23 protein-coding genes are annotated in these 18,141 nt (G+C 71.6%); 9 read left to right on the top strand and 14 right to left on the bottom strand.

What is annotated here, in order from left to right:
- Positions 1 to 24 precede the first annotated feature (24 nt).
- Entirely contained in the window at positions 25 to 960 is a 936-nt protein-coding gene (locus tag H4281_RS15870; RefSeq protein WP_220507294.1) for an arsenic resistance protein, read from the top strand.
- On the opposite strand, the gene H4281_RS15865 is transcribed toward H4281_RS15870, so the two are convergent.
- The 6 genes from H4281_RS15865 to H4281_RS15840 all read right to left on the bottom strand — a co-directional run bounded on the left by H4281_RS15865 (position 937) and on the right by H4281_RS15840 (position 5,596).
- A complete protein-coding gene (locus tag H4281_RS15865) occupies positions 937 to 2,340 on the bottom strand; it encodes a methionine--tRNA ligase (protein WP_182891685.1) in 1,404 nt (467 codons plus the stop codon). The two genes, H4281_RS15870 and H4281_RS15865, sit on opposite strands and share 24 nt — an antisense overlap.
- Before the next feature lie 315 nt (positions 2,341 to 2,655).
- Positions 2,656 to 3,120: a DinB family protein gene (locus tag H4281_RS15860; RefSeq protein WP_182891684.1), complete on the bottom strand. Its 465-nt coding sequence runs from the start codon at positions 3,118 to 3,120 to the stop codon at positions 2,656 to 2,658.
- A 17-nt stretch (positions 3,121 to 3,137) separates the two neighbouring features.
- A complete protein-coding gene (locus H4281_RS15855; RefSeq protein ID WP_182891683.1) occupies positions 3,138 to 3,734 on the bottom strand; it encodes a class I SAM-dependent methyltransferase in 597 nt (198 codons plus the stop codon).
- A gap of 492 nt (positions 3,735 to 4,226) precedes the next feature.
- Positions 4,227 to 4,664, bottom strand: coding sequence for a DUF2267 domain-containing protein (locus H4281_RS15850; RefSeq protein WP_182891682.1), 438 nt, complete (start codon positions 4,662 to 4,664; stop codon positions 4,227 to 4,229).
- Between the two features lie 114 nt (positions 4,665 to 4,778).
- Positions 4,779 to 5,084 carry an SRPBCC family protein gene (locus H4281_RS15845; RefSeq protein WP_182891681.1) on the bottom strand — a complete coding sequence of 102 codons (306 nt, stop codon included), beginning with the start codon at positions 5,082 to 5,084 and terminating at the stop codon, positions 4,779 to 4,781.
- 86 nt (positions 5,085 to 5,170) lie between these two features.
- Positions 5,171 to 5,596 (bottom strand): DUF6292 family protein, encoded by a 426-nt coding sequence (locus H4281_RS15840; protein WP_237600859.1) that lies wholly within the window; start codon positions 5,594 to 5,596, stop codon positions 5,171 to 5,173.
- A gap of 305 nt (positions 5,597 to 5,901) precedes the next feature.
- Here H4281_RS15840 and H4281_RS15835 point away from each other — a divergent pair, with 305 nt between their 5' ends.
- Positions 5,902 to 6,513: an HSP18 transcriptional regulator gene (locus H4281_RS15835; RefSeq protein WP_182891680.1), complete on the top strand. Its 612-nt coding sequence runs from the start codon at positions 5,902 to 5,904 to the stop codon at positions 6,511 to 6,513.
- A gap of 462 nt (positions 6,514 to 6,975) precedes the next feature.
- Positions 6,976 to 7,347 carry an STAS domain-containing protein gene (locus H4281_RS15830; RefSeq protein ID WP_182891679.1) on the top strand — a complete coding sequence of 124 codons (372 nt, stop codon included), beginning with the start codon at positions 6,976 to 6,978 and terminating at the stop codon, positions 7,345 to 7,347.
- Here the strand turns inward: H4281_RS15830 and H4281_RS15825 are convergent, their stop codons facing one another.
- Positions 7,348 to 8,568 (bottom strand): PP2C family protein-serine/threonine phosphatase, encoded by a 1,221-nt coding sequence (locus tag H4281_RS15825; protein ID WP_182891678.1) that lies wholly within the window; start codon positions 8,566 to 8,568, stop codon positions 7,348 to 7,350.
- Positions 8,569 to 8,828: 260 nt separating this feature from the next.
- Between H4281_RS15825 and H4281_RS15820 the strand changes: the two genes are divergently transcribed.
- The gene (locus H4281_RS15820) at positions 8,829 to 9,266 is read left to right on the top strand and encodes an ATP-binding protein (protein ID WP_182891677.1); all 438 of its coding nucleotides are present in this window, start codon (positions 8,829 to 8,831) and stop codon (positions 9,264 to 9,266) included.
- 3 nt (positions 9,267 to 9,269) lie between these two features.
- Here H4281_RS15820 and H4281_RS46225 read toward each other — a convergent pair whose 3' ends face one another.
- Entirely contained in the window at positions 9,270 to 9,398 is a 129-nt protein-coding gene (locus H4281_RS46225) for a hypothetical protein (RefSeq protein ID WP_255443129.1), read from the bottom strand.
- 109 nt (positions 9,399 to 9,507) lie between these two features.
- Here H4281_RS46225 and H4281_RS15815 point away from each other — a divergent pair, with 109 nt between their 5' ends.
- The 3 genes from H4281_RS15815 (at position 9,508) to H4281_RS15805 (ending at position 10,697) form a co-directional block, all read left to right on the top strand.
- Entirely contained in the window at positions 9,508 to 9,735 is a 228-nt protein-coding gene (locus H4281_RS15815; protein WP_182891676.1) for a DUF2188 domain-containing protein, read from the top strand.
- A gap of 91 nt (positions 9,736 to 9,826) precedes the next feature.
- Positions 9,827 to 10,510, top strand: coding sequence for a methyltransferase (locus H4281_RS15810; RefSeq protein WP_182891675.1), 684 nt, complete (start codon positions 9,827 to 9,829; stop codon positions 10,508 to 10,510).
- Positions 10,497 to 10,697, top strand: a complete 201-nt coding sequence (locus H4281_RS15805; protein WP_182891674.1) for a CDGSH iron-sulfur domain-containing protein — start codon at positions 10,497 to 10,499, stop codon at positions 10,695 to 10,697. Before H4281_RS15810 ends, H4281_RS15805 begins: the two co-directional genes overlap by 14 nt.
- Before the next feature lie 43 nt (positions 10,698 to 10,740).
- Here the strand turns inward: H4281_RS15805 and H4281_RS15800 are convergent, their stop codons facing one another.
- From H4281_RS15800 to H4281_RS15790, 3 genes are all read right to left on the bottom strand, one after another.
- Entirely contained in the window at positions 10,741 to 11,721 is a 981-nt protein-coding gene (locus H4281_RS15800; protein WP_182891673.1) for an iron-containing redox enzyme family protein, read from the bottom strand.
- 28 nt (positions 11,722 to 11,749) lie between these two features.
- A complete protein-coding gene (locus H4281_RS15795; RefSeq protein ID WP_182891672.1) occupies positions 11,750 to 12,835 on the bottom strand; it encodes a carboxylate-amine ligase in 1,086 nt (361 codons plus the stop codon).
- A gap of 80 nt (positions 12,836 to 12,915) precedes the next feature.
- Entirely contained in the window at positions 12,916 to 13,590 is a 675-nt protein-coding gene (locus H4281_RS15790; RefSeq protein WP_182891671.1) for a nitroreductase family protein, read from the bottom strand.
- Between the two features lie 91 nt (positions 13,591 to 13,681).
- Between H4281_RS15790 and H4281_RS15785 the strand changes: the two genes are divergently transcribed.
- A complete protein-coding gene (locus H4281_RS15785; protein WP_182891670.1) occupies positions 13,682 to 14,254 on the top strand; it encodes a TetR family transcriptional regulator in 573 nt (190 codons plus the stop codon).
- Between the two features lie 291 nt (positions 14,255 to 14,545).
- On the opposite strand, the gene H4281_RS15780 is transcribed toward H4281_RS15785, so the two are convergent.
- A complete protein-coding gene (locus H4281_RS15780) occupies positions 14,546 to 15,970 on the bottom strand; it encodes an MFS transporter (RefSeq protein WP_182891669.1) in 1,425 nt (474 codons plus the stop codon).
- An 89-nt stretch (positions 15,971 to 16,059) separates the two neighbouring features.
- On the bottom strand, positions 16,060 to 16,779 hold the full coding sequence (locus H4281_RS15775; protein ID WP_182891668.1) for an alpha/beta fold hydrolase: 720 nt from the start codon (positions 16,777 to 16,779) through the stop codon (positions 16,060 to 16,062).
- Positions 16,780 to 16,905: 126 nt separating this feature from the next.
- Here H4281_RS15775 and H4281_RS15770 point away from each other — a divergent pair, with 126 nt between their 5' ends.
- Positions 16,906 to 17,247 (top strand): winged helix-turn-helix transcriptional regulator, encoded by a 342-nt coding sequence (locus tag H4281_RS15770; protein WP_182891667.1) that lies wholly within the window; start codon positions 16,906 to 16,908, stop codon positions 17,245 to 17,247.
- Here the strand turns inward: H4281_RS15770 and H4281_RS15765 are convergent.
- Entirely contained in the window at positions 17,232 to 18,086 is an 855-nt protein-coding gene (locus tag H4281_RS15765; protein ID WP_182891666.1) for a LysR family transcriptional regulator, read from the bottom strand. The two genes, H4281_RS15770 and H4281_RS15765, sit on opposite strands and share 16 nt — an antisense overlap.
- Positions 18,087 to 18,141: the final 55 nt, after the last annotated feature.

The following is an 18,141-nucleotide window of genomic DNA, read 5'->3' as shown; positions in this document are numbered from 1 at the left end:
CACGAGTCTGGCGGGGAGGCGCGGATGGAGCGGCACCAGGTCGTCATCTACCTCGGCGCGCTCGCCGTCGGCGCTCTGGCTGGCTGGCTGGCTCCGGCGGCCGGGCCGGTGCTGGAACCGGCGATCAACCCGGTGCTGGCGGCGCTGCTGTACGTCACGTTCCTTCAAGTGCCCGCCACCGAACTGCGCCGCTCCCTGCGCGACGGCCGGTTCCTCGGCGCCGCGCTGGCGGTGAACTTCGTCGTGGCGCCGCTGGTCGTCGCGGCGATGTCCGCCTTCTTTCCGGCCGGGCAGGCGCTGCGCCTGGGCATGCTGCTCGTGCTGCTGGCCCCGTGCGTGGATTACGTGATCGTCTTCAGCGGCCTGGCCGGAGGAAGCAGCCGCCGCCTGCTCGCGGCGACGCCGTTGCTGCTGCTCGCGCAGATGATCCTGCTGCCCGGGTTCCTGTTCCTCTTCCTCGGCGCGGACCTGGCCCAGGTTGTGCGGGCCGGGCCGTTTCTCGAAGCGTTCCTCGTGCTGATCGTGCTCCCGCTGGCGCTGGCCTGGTTTACCCAAGCCTGGGCGGCCCGGCACGCGACCGGCCGCCGGTTCGCCGACGCGGCCGGGACCGCCATGGTGCCGCTGATGGCCGCGACGCTGGCGACCGTGGTGGCGTCGCAAACCCCGAAGCTCCACGGCGGACTCGGCCCGGTCGCGTCGGCAGCGCCGTTTTATGTGGTTTTCCTGGCGGTGATGGCGTTCGCGGGCCTGGGGGTCGCGCGGTTGTTCCGGCTCGACGTCCCCGGCGGGCGAGCGATCGTTTTCACTGGGGCGACGCGGAATTCGCTGGTGGTGCTTCCGCTGGCGCTGGCGTTGCCGGACGGGTTCGCGGTCGCGGCGGTCGCGGTGGTGGCGCAGACGTTGGTCGAGGTGGTCGGCATGGTGTGTTACGTCCGCCTAGTGCCTCGCTTGCTCCCGTAGCCGGGGGTAGAGGCGCGCCGGTCCGCCGCCGTCGAGTCGGGCGCGCAGGCGGGCGGCTCCGTCCGGGAGGAACGGGCTGAGTTCCGTTGCCAGTTCCCGGCAAGTGCCGACGACAGTCCCCAATGCCTCGTCCAGTTCGGTGCCGCGCAACGTCCAGGGCCGGGTCTGCTCGACGTGCCGGTTGGCGTCGCCGATCACCTCGACCAAAGCGCCGGTGGCCGCGCGGAAGTCGAAAGCGGCGAGTGCGGTGTCGATCCGGCCGGCGAGCGTGCTGGCTGTCCTTAGCGGACTCGCCGGGACGATCCGGCCGGTGCGGCGGGCGAGGCTGAGCACGCGGTGCACGAGATTGCCGAGACCGTTGGCGAGTTCGTCGTCGGCACGGGCGATCAGCCGCGCTTCGGTGAAGTCGGTGTCGCCGAGCGGGGCGACTTCGCGCAGCAGCCACCAGCGGAGGGCGTCGGCGCCGTAACGGTCGATCAGGTCCGTCGGGCGGACGATGTTGCCAGCGCTCTTGGAGATCTTCGCGCCGTCCAGGGTGAGGTAGTCGTGCACGAAGATGGTGTCCGGCAACCGTTCGCCCGCGGAGAGCAGCAGTGCGGGCCAGTACACGGCGTGGAAGCGCAGGATGCCTTTGCCGATCACGTGCACTCGCTCGGCCGCTTCGCTCCAGCGGGATGGGGCGGCGGTGAGGTAGTTGGCGAGCGCGTCCCACCAGACGTAAATCACCTGATCCGGGTCGCCGGGCACCGGGATGCCCCAGCCGTCCGAGCGCGCGGCGGGCCGGGACACGCTGATGTCGGACAGCCCGCCGCGCACGAATCCCAGCACCTCGCGGAGCCGGGCGGCGGGTTCGATCCGGAGGCGGCCGGATTCCAGCAGGCCCAGGATTTCGCCGGAATAGCGGGAAAGCCGGAAGAACCAGTTCTGTTCGGTGACGATTTCCGGCGGGGTTTCGTGTTCCGGACAGCGTTCGTCGTCCGCGTAGAACTGTTCGCAGCCTGCGCAGTAGCGGCCGGTGTAGTCGCGCAGGTAGAAATCGCCGCGTCGGGCGCTGGCTTGCCACAGGCGCCGGACGCCCTCGAGGTGGCGGCGATCGGTGCTGGTGCGGATGAAATCGTCGACGGCGAGCCCGATCGGTTTCCGCAACGCGGCGAATCGCTCGGCACCGTGAGCCACGAACTCCTGCACGGGAACGCCTGCCGCCTTCGCCGCGGTGACGTTCTTGAGGGCGTTGTCGTCAGTGCCCGTGAGCAGACGGACGTCCGTGCCGCGCAATCGTCGGTGCCGGGCAAGGACATCGGCTTGCACGAGTTCGAGCGCGTGCCCGAGATGCGGTTCCGCGTTGACGTAAGGGATCGCGGTGGTGATCAGATCGGTCATGGACAACCCTCTCCGCCTCGGCCGACGGCGGAGAGTCCCCGGCGACGGCCGGGGCTGTTCTGGTCGTGTCAGCGCACGAGGACGGGCCCCAGGTCGAGGCTCGCCATCCGTGCGGTGTTCATGTCTTCCATAGTGGCCGGGCGCGCGGCTCCGAGGCCACTGGTTTTCCTCAAACGCCGATGCGAGCCGGACGCCCCCGAAACCCCGGTTCGCGGTCTGTGAGGGAAACCCTGGGGGAATCAGAGTCCCTGAGGGTTCTCCTCGCGGACGCGGCGGGGCGGGCTCGAGGGAGTTTTGGCTTTTCGGCACTGGTTTTCAGCGTCCGGTCGTGCCGTCGATCAGTTCGCGGAGGATGTCGGCGTGCCCGGCGTGCCGTCCGGTTTCCTCGATCATGTGCGTCAGCGCCCAGCGGACGCTCGGGCCGTCGCGACCCGGCAGCGGGGCGGCGAGATCCGGGCAGCTGTCGAGAAGTTCGTCGGCGAGCTTGACCGCTTCCCGGTAGCGAGCGACGACGTCGGCGACGCTGTCCTTGGTGCGGAACGTCGACGGCCAGCTCCGTACGGTCTCGCCGAGAAACAGCGACCGCTCCACAAAAGTCAGATGGTTGAGCAGTCCGACCAGATTCGTCCCGGACGGCACCGCGGCGGCGTGGGCTTCGGGTTCGGGCGCACCGTCCACCTTGGCGGCGACCGAGGTGCGGAGATAGTCGAGAAATCCGCGCAGGACTTCGGTTTCGCTGCTTCCGGTGCGGGGCGGCGGCGTGTCGCGACGGCGGGCCACGGCGGTCTCCTTCAGGTTCAGGCGGTGCGGCGGATCAGCAGGACGTGGTCGACGACCTGGGCGGTCTGGCCGTCCGGCCCGGTCGCGAGGCGGGTGGGGGAGTCCGCGCGCTCGACGGCCCACTGCGCCGGATCGAGGGCGAGATCGGCGGCGATTTCGGCCGGGCCGGGGAAATGCGCGTCGGGATCCTGGTTCCACGACCACGGCGCTGTCGAACCGTGGTCCACGACCAGCAACCGGCCGCCTGGCCGCAGTGCGTGCGCGGCGGTGCGCAGGACCGTCGAGCGGTCCAGTTCGAAGGGGGTCTGCAGGTAGTGCGCCGTCACGAGGTCGAACTCGCCGGCCGGTAAGCTGACCCGCAGGTCGTGCCGCACCGCGGTGATCCGCGGGCCGGCGAGGCGGTTGACCGCGACGGCGGAGATGTCGGTGGCGGTCACGGTCCAGCCGCGCCCGGCGAGCCAGCGCGCGTCGCCGCCGTTGCCGCAGCCCAGGTCGAGCGCGTCGCCGGGCGGAAGATCGGAGACGGCTTCCACGAGCCGGGCGTTCGGCTTCGGGTCCCCGGGCGGCCGGGCGGCGTGCACTTCGTCCCAGAACAGGGTCGCGTCGGTGGTCATCGGTGGGCTCCTCGGGTCGGGTGCGTCCAGCGTCGCCGGAGCCGGGCCCGGAACGCACGCGATCTTGCCGGAACGGCAACTCCCGCCGGCCGGACGATCCCGGGAAGATCGGTTCGCCGGTGCCGGGCCGAAGTTCCCGAGGGCTGAGGCAATCCGAGTCAGGGCCAGGGACTCAAGCCGGGCGGTTCCGCACGCTGACCGTCCCCAGCGGACCCCGGAGACGGCGACGCGCCCGGTTGGTTCCCGAAATGTCCGGGTCGGCAGGTCCTTCACGGACGACAGATCCCGCCTTGCCGCGCTGCTCCAGTCCGGGCAGCCGCGATTCAGCCATGCTTGCCGAGCCGCCTTGCGCTGCGCAGCGTGCGGTTGAAGCGTGGTCGCCCGGCCCGCGGGACCTGGGCCGCGGATAAGCTCAACTGGTGGATCGGGCGGGCATTTCGGCGGGGCCGAAGCGCCGCGGCTCGAGTTCCCGGCAGGGGTAAGGAGATTCCCTCAAGGGGCCGGTCTCGGGCCTGCGCGGGAATGAAGCCGCGCGGCCCGGCGCTCCGCATCGCCGTGGCACCGGGGCGGGGTTTCCCGCGACCACGTGCTCGGCTGCCGCGTCCCGCCCAGCAGGACCAGCACGTCCGGGCTCACGCCCGCGCGCACCCGGGAGGCGAGCTCGGGCGACGTCTCCCCGAGTGCCGAGTAGACCGCGCGGACCAGGCACCTCGCCGCGTGCGGGGAACGCCTGGTGCGCAACGAGATCTCCATCAGGAGGGCCTCGCGGTCGCACGTGCGGCCGCGGCTCGCCGCGACGATGCCCAGCCGGGTTTGCTCGGCCAGCGGAAGACATCGCAGCAGGCTGTCGACGACGCAGTCGATCGCGAGCCGGTTCCGTTCCGTGCGGGGCAGGCGAGGCCCGGGCAGAATTTCCTTCCGCACCACCATGGACCATCAACTCCTGGCCGCAGAGTAGCCGATCCGGCGCGCGCGGTGACGTTCCTGTTCCGTGCGACGGAAAACGATCCGGCCGCGAGGCATTGAGTCCACTGTGGACGGTAGTCAGCCGGGCGAGCCGGACAAAACGGCGAGCCGATCGAGGGACTCGCGGATCCGGGCGGGCACGTCGGCGCGGCTCTGACCGGCCGGAATCGACAGATGCAGCGTCGCGTGGCTCGTGCCCGCCGCGCCGGACGCGACCTGGAGCCAGCCGCCGTTCCATTCGAGCCGCAGCCGGTCGCCGCACCCGGCCGGGGGTGCGGCGACCGGCTCCGGCAGCCATTCGTTCAGGTGCGCGGCATCGGAGGCGACGGCGTAGACGTGATCCGCCGGCGCGGGCATCCTCCGCTGCGCTTCGAACTCGCTCATGATCTCGGCTACCCGTTTCGCGGCAGCACGAAACCAGAGAGTCCACAGTGGACGCTCACCGACGGTAAGCTGTCCGGCCGGCTGGTTCACACCACCTCGCGGAGGATGGCGTCGAGGTCGGCGGGCGTGCCCAGCGTGCGCAGTTCGGGCGGGGCGAGGCAGCCGATCCGATGGTCGTCGTCGCGGACCGCGGCCGCGAACTCGGCGACGCGGGACGCGGGCGGTGCGACCGAAGGCCCGCCCAGGTAGCGGATGACGATGAGATCCTCGCCGGAGTGCGTTTCCACGGCGGCGGCCCAGCCGCGGATCTCGTCCCACAGCAGGGCGACGTCGCGGCCGGGGTAGGCGGGCAGGTGGCCGTCGAGCGCGACGTAGGCCGACACCGGGGTGTCGTGGTCGACGGTGCAGGACTCGAGGCCGATGCCCAGAGCGCCGGTGACGTCGGCGAGGTAGTTCCACAAGCGCACCGATGCGGGGTGCGACGGGCCGGTCTGGGCGGTGTGCAGCGGCAGGGACACGGGGACAACGCCTTTCTCGCGCGAAGGACTGACGCGGAACAGGGGTGGCCTGTCCCGCGCCACGGGCCGCATCCGGCGGCGCGGCGGGGTTTTCCGGCTAGCGGCCGGAACGCGCCCTTGCGGGCGGTCCGGACCTGATTCCCGGTGAAGGGGCCCGGGAAACCTGCGGAACGCGGCGAATCGGCCCGCGGGGCAGGCAAGTCATCGGATTCACCTCCGTCGCTCGACAGGGGACGCTCTTTTCTTCTAGCATGTCATCGAAACGATGACAACTGCCAAGTCGTCGAGAGGATGACGTTATGGCGGAGGTGGACCCCGGCCTGCTGGTCGAAGGCGTCCGCGCGGCGGTGCTGGCCGCCCGGGACGGCGGAGCGGCGGCCGACCGGTCGCTGGCCGCGCTCTCCGCGCTGCGGGCGCTGCGCGACCAGCTCGGCGCATGGGAACCGGAACTGATCGCGGCCGCGCGCGCGGCAGGCGCGAGCTGGGCGGCGCTGGCCCCGGCGCTGGGCGTGGCGAGCAGGCAGGCGGCCGAACGCCGGTACCTGCGGCTGCGGCCGTCGGCGACCGGGGAGGCCACCGGCGAAGCCCGGGTCGACGCCGAACGCGGCCGCCGCGCGGGAGACCGGGCGGTCGCGGACTGGGCCCGGCGCAACGCCGCTGTGCTGCGGCAGCTGGCCGCGGAGGCCAGTTCGGCGCCCGGCCTCGACCCCGCCGGACAGGAAAGCGCCGACCGGCTCGGGGTGGCGCTGGGAGACGACGACGTCACGAACCTGCTGCCGCCGCTGGCCGACGTGCGCGTGCATCTCGAACCGCGGCATGCCGCGCTGGCGGACCGCGTCGGGGAGATCGCCGAGCACACGGACCGGCTGCGCGAGGACGCCGCCGGTCAGCGGCGCGGTCGTGCGCGATGAGCGGGTGCGGTGTTCGGGCCGGGTCGACCGGCGGTGCGCGGACGCGGTCGGCTGGGCGTGGCGGGGCCGGGCGGTGTGCGGTCCGGACAACCGAGGCGGTCCCGGCACGCCGGACCAGGCAGGCCGGCCGCACGCGCTCGTCGCGGCACAACAGCTCAGCCGCGCACGTCGAACCAGGCAGGACGCACCGCCGGAGAATCGGCACGCACCGCGTCGCCGTGCCGGCCCGAAGAGCACGCCGACCATCCGCCAAACCCCCGTGCCACCCCCGCGCAATGAGCCGAACGTCTCTTCCGGGGCGCCCCCGCGCTGCCGGTGTGCCCGGGATCCGAGATCATTTCCCGCGGCGGCATTCGTGCGAGCCGCCGTCGTAAGGCATGCTATTCGCGGTTGAGCAGCCAGCCGCGTCCTTTTCCTGCCCGGACGAAGAGCGCTCCGGGCTTCCTGAGGAGGGAAAGAGCGATGAGTGAGCTGACCGACCCGGTGATCGACCCGCCGGGTTCGCTGTCGATCGAACGGGCCGACCGCTCGCCCGCGGCGGTGCTGGCCCTGAACGGGGACCTGGACCTCGGGACCGCCCCGAAATTGACGGCCGCGGTCGCCGAAACCGTCACCGGGAAGCCTCCGGTGCTGGTCCTGGACCTGACCGGGGTCGATTTCCTCGCGTCGGCGGGGCTGACCGTCCTGCTGGCCGCGTGCCGGGAAGCGCCGGAGGGGACGCGGGTGCGGATCGTGGCGTCCGGCCGGGCGACCCTGCGGCCCATCCAGCTCACCGGGCTGGAGCAGAGCCTCCCGCTGTACCGCACGCTCGACGAGGCGCTGGCCGCGGAGTGATCAGTGCGCCCCCGCAGTGCGCTCGAGCACCACGAGTGCGACGTCGTCCTGCGGGGGCCGCGATCCCACCATCGCGGCCATGATCCGGGCGCAGGCCCGTTCCGGGTCCTCCGGCCGGACCAGTTCGGCGAGCTGGTGCATGCCGGTGTCGACGAGCCGGTCCCGGCGCTCGACGAGACCGTCGGTGTAGAACGCGGCGACGGCTCCCGGCGGCAGGTCCACCGTGGTGGTGCGCCGCTGGACGGTGGCCCCGACGGTCAGGCCGACCGGCGGGTCCGGCGGGGCGGACACGAGTGCGGCCGGTTCGCCCGGCGACGCCACGACCGGCGGCAGGTGCCCGGCGAGCGACAGCGCCATGCTCCCGTGACCGGGTCTGAGCACGCCGTACGCGACCGTCGCCATCACTCCGTGCTCGAAGTGGTTCGCTTTGCGGTCGAGTTTGGCGAGAACTTCGGCGGGATCGTCGCAATCGAGCGCGTACGCCCGCAACGCGCTGCGGAGCCGTCCCATGATGACCGCGGCCTCGAGGCCGTGTCCGGACACGTCGCCCATCACGATGCCGGTCTGGTCCCCGGGAAGCCGGAACACGTCGTACCAGTCGCCGCCGAGCCCGGCTTCCGCGCCCGGCACGTAGCGCGCGGCCAGGCGCAGGCCGTCGATGACGGGCAGGACGCCCGGCAGCAGGCTGCGCTGCAACGCGATGGTCGCGGCCTGGTTCTGGTGCATGAGCTCCGCCTGCAGCACGGCGGCCAGCCGGTCGGCCAGCAGTCGCAGGGTTTCGATGTCGGTGGTGGTGAAGCGGCGGTCCCGGACGGCTCCGATGTGCAGCACGCCGACCAGTTCGGTGCCGGCCAGCATCGGGACGCCCAGCATGGTGTGCAGGCCGCGTTCGGCCAGCAGCGCGTTCAGCACCGTGGTCTGGTCCACCTGGTCGATGACCACCGGCTCCCGGCGCGCGGCGACGCTGCCGGGGAAGCCCGCGCCGACCGGCACCTGGACCCCCTGGTAAACCTCCTCCTCGAGACCGGCGGCCGCGACGGCGACGAGGCGCTGCCACCGGGCGTCGTGCCGCAGCACGGTGGCGGTGTCGACGTCGAGAACGGTGCAAGCCCGGGTGAGGATCTTCGTGAGCTCCTCGCCGAGGTCGGCGTTGCCCGGCCCGGATCCGAGGATCTCGTCCAGGCGAGTGCGCGATTCGGGCTCCGGCGCGTGAGGCGGCATGCAGCGACAGTAGCCGAACCGCCGCCGGGGTCCAGCGCCGAGAGACAACAGGTGTGAAGTCGGCCCTGTCCGGGTACGCCCGATTGGGCACCGGCGAACTCGAGGACAAGAAGGGGATTTCCCCACGTGATGTCAAGCGGCTGCGGCGAGGGACGACGAAGCGCGGCGGCGGTTTCCGGCACTGGCGACCCCCCTCCCCGCCTGGCGTCGCCGGCGGGCCGGCGGGCCGGCGGTCCTGGCCCGCGGAAGAAGCACCGGCTGTGACCGGCTCGGAGTCCGGGGCGGGCGACACTCCCTGGGTACTGGATCTGGAGGGCACCGGAGTCTCCGCGCTGCCGCGGGTGCGCGCCTGGGCCGGCAAGTCCCTGGGGCATCTGTCGCCCGACCATCTCGCGGACGTCCTGATGGTGATCGAAGAACTGGCGTCGAACGCCTACGAGCACACCTCGGGTCCGTCGTGCGCGCGGCTGACCGTGCTGGCGCGGCCGTGCGTCGTGGTGATCGAAGTGGACGATCCCGAGCCCGGCCGCCCCGAGGTCCGCCCGCCGGACTTCGAACGGGCGCGCGGCCGGGGAATGCTGCTCGTCGACCGGCTCGCCGACGACTGGGGAGTGCACGAGCATTCCGGCGGCAAGACGGTCTGGGCCCGGCTCGGCTGCGGGGTGCCCGCCAGGGAAGCCTGCGAATCGTCCCGCTGAGGGTCATCGGCCCTGCTGCGGGTCGGAGTCGTCGTGCTCGTCGCGCGACGTGCCCTGTTCGCCGCGGATGGTCTCGCGTTCTTCTTCCGGGGTGTCGCCGTAGACGTCGTCGGATTCGCGCGGTTCGGTCATCGGTTCGCTCCTTCCGTTCCCGGGTCCGGGTACCCGCTGGCGCCGCTGGCAACCCGGTTGTCCGCAGTGGCATCGGGTATCCGCCGGGCGAGGCGGAAGGAGGCGCGGAATGGCCGAAGGGGACATTCACACGTGTCGCGAGGGCGGGCTGTGGAAGAACCGGATCGAGGGAATCCGGCGGGTGGCGAACACCGCGGCGCGTCGCGCGGACGCGGTGTCGGTCGGCCGGGAAATGGCGCAGGCGCGCGGGGTCGGCCACTACGTCCACGGAGAACCCCGGGCGAACGGCGACGGCGAGATCGTCGAGCAGCGCTCCTACCGGCAGGCGGCCGGGTGACCGGCCGGTTTCGGGGCGGTGCGGCGGAAATCGCGGTTTGCCCTGACCGGGCGGGGGTATCCCGGCGGACCGACCGAGATGGAGGACCGCCATGACGACGTCCGTGCGCACCGAAGCGGAGGCCCGGCCGCTGGGCAGACTATTCCGGCTGCCCGGGGTCTACCGTCCGCAAGAGGACACTGCCCTGCTTTCCAGCGTCCTGACCGCGGATACGCGCATCGGCTGCGGAATGCGGTGCGCGGACTTGGGAACCGGCAGCGGTGCGCTCGCCATCGCCTTGGCGCGGACTGGCGCCGCGGTCGTCGCGGCGGATATTTCGCTGCGGGCATTGGCTTCCGCGTGGCTGAACACCGTGCTGCGGGCCCTGCCGATCGGCCTCGTCCGGGGCGGGCTCCAGGAAACCGCGGAAGCCGGACCGTACGACGTCGTGGTCGCCAATCCTCCTTACGTGCCCTCTCCGACGCCGACGGTCCGCTCGACTCGCGCATGGGACGCCGGACCGGACGGCCGCGCGATGCTGGACCCGTTGTGCGCCGCCGCTCCGTCGCTGCTGGCCCGCGACGGCGCGCTGTACCTGGTGCAGTCGACGATGTCCGATGTGGACAAAACGCGGTTCGCGCTGGCCGCGGGAGGGTTGCGCAGCGAGGTGCTGGCGCGGGCGGAAGTGCCGTTCGGGCCGGTGGTCTCCGGTCGGCTGGAGTACTTGACCGAACGCGGTTTCGTGCGGCCGGGCGACCGCACGGAGGAACTGGTGGTGCTCCGTGCCGCGCGATGAACGCCGGGTCCGGGTGGTGCCGGGCGGGCCGGTGCTGGTGGAGGGTCCGGTGGAAGTGTCCACTCCGGACGGGGAGCCGGTGCGGTCGGACCGGTTCGTCGTCGCGGTGTGCGCTTGCCGGCGCAGCAAGAGGTTTCCGTGGTGCGACACGAGTCACCGGAAGCGGGTCCGCGGTCAAGGCGGTTGACCCGGGCGGCCTGGTCGCGGGGTGCGCGACCAGGCCGCCGCTCTCAGGGCAGCGGCCGGCGCAGCGACGACAATCCGGCCCGCCAGCAGCCGAGCAGGTGCTGGTCGAGTTGCGCCTCCAGGAAACCGGTGGCCTGGACGCCGAGCACGACGTCCGCCGCCAGTTCCGGTTCCGCGGCCAGCAAACCGCCCACGACCTCGTGGCGCATGACTTGTTCGTGCACCGCGTCGGCCTCGATGTGTTCGGTGTAGAAGAAGCGGCAGGCCTCGGGCGCGTCCAGGCGGCGCAGGATCCGGTCCATCCGCTGGGCGCCGGGGGCGGTGGTGATCTCCGCGGCGGCGAAATGCCCGACCAGCGCCCCGCGCGACGACCGGTGCAGGCCGAACATCGACATCATGTTGACCAGCGCGAGCATCGGCCCCGGAACGTGCTCCAGCAACGCCAGGTATCCGTCGGGCAGGTCCGCCGCCGCGAGCAGGTCCGCGAACAGCTTGGCGTGCACCCGGTCGGCGTGGCCGCCGCCGAACTCGTCGAATTCCACTGCCACCAGCCCGGCCTTCGCCGGACCGGACAGCCGCGGGATGACCCACGCGTGCGGATCGGCTTCCTTGAGGTGGTAGACCGACCGGTGCGCGAACAGTTCCCGGACGTGCCACCATTCGCCCTCGGCCAGCAGAAAACCGACAGCTCCGTCCGCGTCGCGTTCGGTCAGCAGCGCGTCGAGTTCGGCGTCCGCGTCGGAGCCGCCGGGGACCGCGTCGCGCAGCGCGGAACGGAACGTGTTCTCCAGCTGGGCCCGGATTCTCAGCAGCGCGGTGTCCCACTCGCGGTCCGCGTCGACGCCGGGCAGCCCGCGGTAGTGCAGTTCGTAGCAGAGGTGCAGGGCGAGGTGGAGATCATCGCCGAAGGGGTCGGCGTCGCGGAGGTCGACCGCGGTCTGGCGGCCGGGATCCCGCAGGATTTCCAGCAGCGCCGCGGAGACCGGTCCGCGAGCGGCCGGCAGTGCGGTGAGGGAGGTCGTCATCGTCCCCGGGTACCCGCCTGAAGCGAGGTCACGCGTCGACGGTGCGGGCGGTGAGCATCGCGACCACTCCGTCCGGCCCGGCTTTCCGTTGTGCGGCCGAGCCGGTGCCGTCCCGCAGCACTCCTTGGACGAGCTGGTGGGCGAGATCGTGGTCCCCGGCTTCGCGAAGGGCGGGCCCGGCGTAGCGGAGCAGATCGGCGAGGGCTTCGGCGGCGGGCAGCGGTCTCTTGCGGACCGGGTCGACGAGGGCGCCGGTGAGGCCGTGCCGCGTCGCCGCCCATACCGCCGCCGAACCGATCTGCGGGTCGAGGGGAGGTGCCTCGATGCCGCGTTCCAGCTCCGCGAGCGCTGTCGCGACAAGGGCACGCGACAGGACTGCCTGGGCGAGCGCGCCGTCGACGGTCAGCGGCACGTCGGCGACCCGCAGTTCCACCGTCGGGTAGCGCGGCGAAGGCCAGGCGAGCCAGAACGTCTGCTCGCGATCGACCAGCGCTCCGCACTCCACGAGCGTGTCGACGAGCCGCAGATGCGCGGCGTGCGAACTCGCGTGCGGGGAGAGGCCGGAGCCGGGGAAACGGGTTTGCAGCGCCATTCTCCAGCTGTGCAGCCCGGTGTCCCGGCCGCGGTCGAACGGGGAGTTGGCCGACAGCGCGAGCAGCGTGGGCAGCCAGCGCGCGAGGTGATTCACGACCGCTACCGCGGTGTCCGCGTCCGGGACTCCGACGTGCACGTGGCAGCCGCAGGCCTCGTAGTCGGCGGCGAGATCGCCGTAGTGCGCGTCGATCCGCGCGTACCGGTCAGGTGGCAGCGGCTCGGCGGGGGAACGGAGGGTGCCGACCGGGCTGCCGGTGGGCAGAAGCGCGCAACCGGCGTCGGCCGCCGCGCGGGACAGCGCCAGCCGGCCGCGGCGCAGCTGATCGCGCAGCTGCGCCGCGGTCGTGCAGACGCCGGTGGCGTGTTCCACCTGGGTCGCACGCAGTTCCCGGTGGACGGCCGCCCCGTCCGCGAGGCGCCCGACCTTCCCGAGCACCTCGTCCGCGACGGGCAGCGGACGGCCGTCCTCCGGCGCGGCGAGCAGGAATTCTTCCTCGACGCCGAGCGTCGGTACGTCCATCGGCACCTCCCCGCACCGGAATACCCACGCTGCGGCCCGGCAATCCAGCGCTCCTTTCCGGACTGCGCGGCGGCGTGAGTTCAGTTGTGGAACCGCGTGGTCTCGTCCAGCGAAGCCCGCCCGACGGAGAACCGGTTGACCGCTGCCGCGCGGTCCGCGTACCCGAACGAGATCCCGAACAGCAGTTTTCCCCGGTCGAGGCCGAGCGTTTCCCGGACCGTGCCCGCGTAGAAGCTCAGCAATCCTTGCGGGCAGCTGGAAACTCCGTGCGCCTGCATGGCCAGCAGCAAGGTCTGCCCGTACATCCCGACATCCGCCGCGAGCCGGGCTTCGGCGGTGTCCGGCGCGAACAGCAACGCGACGTGCGGGGCACCGTAAAACCGCAGGCTTTCGGCGTCGTAGGCAGCGCGCGCGTCGTGGTCGTCGAAACCGATCTGCAGCGCGCCGTACAACGCACCGCCCGCCGCGGCTCGCCGTTTCTGGTGCACGGCTTCGTAAATGGCTTCGCTGTACGGGAAATCGACCGACCGGCGGCCTTCCTGATGCGCCGCGACCAGCGCGTCGGCGAGTTCGTCCCGCTTGGCTCCGCTGACGACCTCGACCTGCCACGGCTGCGCGTTGGAATTGGACGGCGCCGCGGCGGCGAGGTCGAAGATCTCGCGGAGGGTGCGGTCCGGAACGGGATCGGGCCGGAACGACCGGGTCGCGCGCCGCCCGCGGATCAGGGTCGCGGCGGCGTCGGCGAGTTCGGGCATCGGGGGTGCTCCTTAGGTAAACGTTATCGTGTACCTCAGCACGGTAGCAGGCTCCGGCGGCTTAAGTAAACGGTTCTGTACACTTGGCCGCATGGTCGAGGAGAAGGCCCGCCGGGCCGGTCGCGGCGGACGCGAACGCGTGCTGGCGGCCGCCGCGGACCTGTTCGCCCGGCACGGCATCACCGGCACCACGATGGAGCAAGTGGCCGCCGCGGCTCCGGTGTCGAAGCGGACGCTGTACCTGCATTTCCCGGTCAAGGACGATCTGGTCGTCGCCTATCTGCGGGACCTCGTCCGCTCCGGCGACACCCTGCACGACGTGCTGACCCGCGCGGATCTCCCGCCGCGGCAACGGCTTCTGGCGATGTTCGACCTGCCGGACGCCGAACCGGTGCGCGGCTGCCTGTTCGTCGACGCGGCGGCGGAGTACCCGGACCCGGAGAGCGCGGTGCACGCCTACGCTCGGGAGCAGAAGCTGCTGATGCTCCGGCTGGTCGCCGACCTGGTCGAAGAGCTGGGAGCCGCCGATCCCGCCGAGCTGGCCGAGCAGTTGGTGACGCTCGCCGACGGGGCCGCGAGCCGGGCGATGGTGCTCGGCGATCCCGGCTACGGGCGCCATGCCCGGGCGGCGGCCGAGGTGTTGCTGGAGCGCGCCGTCGGCTGACGCGTTGTTCTCCCGGGGAGTCGTCCGCAACAGGCTCGATCGGCGCCCTGGTCCAGTCGAGGGCGGGCAGCGGCGGGCGTGGGCCGGGAGAAACGGTCGGCCGCGGCGAAGAGCGGGCAAGGGCGGAGCCTGGGGTTGCGACCGCCCTTGCCCGAACCGGCCGGGAGGGTCTGGCCCGGCCGGTTCGTCCCCCTTGGCCTCGGTCCCACCCTCCCGGCGGACGCGACGCACCGTGGAGGACGCTGCCGGGAAGGTATGGAACGAGTCTGGAGCACCGCTGGAATCCGCAGGTCAGCGCGGTGCGGGACGGTCGGCGAGCGGGACTTCGCGGACGAAGCACGCGGCCGTCAGGGAGAGCAGCGCGACGACGAGCGCCGCCGCGGCGACCGCGTGCAGGCCGTCGGCGACCGATGCCGGCGGGGTGCCTCGGGTGAGCGCGCCGGCGTACAGCGAGCCGAACCCGGCCGCGCCGATGCCGCTGCCGAGTGTCCGGGTCAGCGAGCCCAGGCCGAGCGCCGCGCCGAGGTCGCGGGGTTCGACGCTCAGCCGGGTGATCAGGATCGTGTTCTGGATGAGGCAGCCGAGCCCGGCTCCGAGCGGCAGTCCGGTCAGCGACGCGAGCAGCGGATCGGTGTCCGGCCCCAGGAGGCAGACCCCGGTCGTCCCGACGGCGACGCAGGCGCTGCCGATGATCGGCAGGATCCGGAAACGGCCGGTGCGGCGCAGGTATCTCGAACTCGCGTTCATCACCACGACCATCCCGGCGGTCATCGGGATCAGCAGCAACCCGCTGAGCGACGGCGGCACGTCCCGCGCGTTCTGGTAGTACAGCGGGAGGAAGGTGACCGTCGCGACCATGGTGACGTTGAAGGCGAAGCCGAGCACCTGTGCGAGCGCGAAATTGCGGGTGCGGAACATCCGGAACGGCACGAGCGGCTCCGGGCAGCGGCGTTCCACGAAGACGAACGCGGTCAGCGCGGCGACCGCGGCCGCGCACAGGCCGAGGATCGTCGGGGAATTCCAGGCGTAGCGGGTGCCGATCCAGCTGGTCGCCAGGGTGAGGCAGACGACCGCGGCGACCAGCAAAACCGTTCCGCTGTAATCGATTCGCGCTTTCCCGCTTTTCGGCGGCAGCTGGACGCCGACGACTGTCCCGATGAGACAGAGCAGTCCGAACGGGACATTGACGTAGAAGATCCAGCGCCAGCCGGCCGCGTCGGTGAGGAAACCGCCCGCCAGCGGGCCGCCGACGAGGGAGAGGCCCAGCAGCAGGCCGGTCCAGCTGGAGATCCGCGCGGATTGCCTGGGCGGCACCAGAACCTGGACCACCGCCATCGCTCCGACGAGCAGTCCGCCGGCCCCGATGCCTTGCAGCGCACGGAAACCGATCAGCGCGCCCATCGTCGGAGCCACGCCGCACAGCATGGATCCGGCGAGGAAGACGGCCACTGACAGCAGGAACATCGCCTTGCGGTCGAAGTGGTCGCTGAGCTTGCCCCACACCTGGGTGGACGCCGCGATCGCCAGCGCGTAAGCGGTGATGATCCAGGTCATCGACCCCGGACCGCCGAGATCCGCGGCGATGCTGGGCAGTGCGGTGGCGACGATGTAGCTGTCCAGCATGCCCAGCGCCATGCCGGACAACGCCCCGGCGATGCCGATCTTGACGCGCCGGGTGAACGGGCTGGTTTCTTCCGGCGCGGCGGTTTCCGGCACGGCTCGACGTCCTTCCCCCGGGATGCTGTGCTCCCAAGGTAGCCCCAAAAGTGCCCACTGGGCAAATATGTCTGGTGGGCACTCGATGGTCAGGCGAGCTTCAGCAGCAGTTCGCTCAGCTCGACCGGCATCGTGACCATGCAGTCGTGCCCGGTCGGCAGTTCCCAGACCTGCGCGGGCGTCCCGTTCGGCTGGATCGCGGGGACCGGACGGCGGGTGATGCCCTCCGGGGTCGCGCCGACGCAGTGGATGTGCGTCCGGGGGATCGCCCGTGCGGCCGGATTGTCGAGCCGGGCCGGTTGCTGCAGGCAGCGGACCGGCTGGTCGGAGAGCATTTCGCGCACCCATGCGATGTCGTCCGGATCGGTGACGCCGAACAGTCCGAAAGGCGCGGGCCGCTCCGGCAGCGGCGGGACGCGCCAGCCGTCGCCGTGCTGTTCGGCGAGCTCGATCAGGCTTCGGCTGACCGGCTGGACGTCGACCGCGGTTTCGCCGTCCTCCGGCACCATCGCGTCGAGGTAGACCAGCTCGGCGACCCGGTCCGGCACCTCGTTCGCGGCCGACGAGACGACCAGCCCGGCGTAGCTGTGCCCGACCAGGACCACGTCCGCTTCGGCGCGGAGCAGGTCCACGATGTCCTGGACATGGGTGTCGAGCCCGATTTCGGGGCTGAGCAGGTGTTTCTTGTCGCCGTAGCCGGTCAGGGAGGGCGCGAGCACCCGGTGTCCGGCCGCTTCCAGCAGCGGGACCACCCGGTCCCACGCCCGGCCGCTGTGCCACGCGCCGTGGACCAGCACATACGTCGTCATAGTCAGGATTCCTCGGGTTTTGTGGTTACCGGAAGTAACCCGGTACTGTTCGATAACCATCGTGCTCGTCCGCGCGGCGGCGGGCAATAAGGCACTCATTAGTGCCCCGGTTCTCCGGAGGTAACCATGGCCGACGAGGTGTGCCGGACCCGCGTGGTCCTGGAAATCGTGGGCGACAAGTGGGCCCTGCTGATCGTCCGCATGCTGCGCGACGGCCCGAAGCGGTTCACTGAGCTCAAAAGGGAAATCGAGGGGATCAGCCAGCGGATGCTCACCGTGACGCTGCGGGATCTGGAGCGCGACGGCATTCTCACCCGGACTGTCCGCAATGTCATGCCGCCGCACGTTTCCTACGAGCTGACGGCCATGGGCCGGACTCTTCGCGAAGCGACCGCGCCATTGCTGGAATGGAGCGTCGAGCATCTGGCGAAGATCGAAAAGGCCCGCGCGGACTACGACGCTCGCTGAACGGAATGCGCCAGTTCGCCGAACCGGCGCAGCAGCGGATCGCTTGACCGGCGCGTCGGCCACAGCAGGCGCAGTGCCACCCGGGGCGCGTTCCGCAGCGGGATGTGCGCGACGCGCGCGTGGGTGTGCGCTTCGGCGGCCGAGGTGGTGGTCGATCCGACGGCCCGGCCGGACGCGATGATCGTGAGCCATTCGTCGTAGCTGCCGCACTGAATCACCTGTGCGGGGCGGTTTTCCGGCGGCCAGTCGAGCGGACTGGTCGCGCCGCTGACCGTGTTCACGACCACCGGATGCGCGGCGAGGTCCGCCCAGTCCAGCTCCGCGCGCGCCGCCAGTTCCGCACTCGCGGCGACGGCGGCCAGCCGGTCTTCCTCGAAAAGCAAGGTTCCGCTGATCCCGGACGCGTCGACCTCGCCGCGCACCAGCGCCGCGTCGACGTCGCCGGAATGCAGGGCGGCCACGATGTCGTCGCGGCGCAGGAGAGTGGCGGTCGCGCCGGTCGCGGTTTCGAAGGCGGTCAGCAGATCGCTCGCCCACGGATCCGGCAGCGCCCACTGGAACCCGATCCGCAGCCCGGCATTCCCGGCCGCCGCGGCGAGTGCGGTGTCGAGATCGCGCAACACGACGCGCAGCCGTCCGAGCAACTCGCCGCCGGCTTCGGTCGGCTCGACGCCGTGCGGCGTGCGCTCCAGCAGGCGGGTGCCGACCGACTCCTCGAGCTGCTGGATCGTGCGCGTCAGCGCCGGCTGGGTGATCAGCAGCTCGCGGCTCGCGGCCGTGAACGTGCCGCACGTCGCGACCGTCACGAACGCGCGCAGATGCCGCAGTTCGACCTCCATGACCGGCAGCCTACCCAGCTATGCCCGCCGCGCATGGCGGTGCCGTGACAGGCAT

This window comes from Amycolatopsis dendrobii, assembly GCF_014145675.1.
GTDB lineage: Bacteria > Actinomycetota > Actinomycetes > Mycobacteriales > Pseudonocardiaceae > Amycolatopsis > Amycolatopsis dendrobii.
Note: the sequence above shows the minus strand (reverse complement) of the source record. Positions and strands in the feature narration are given on the sequence as shown.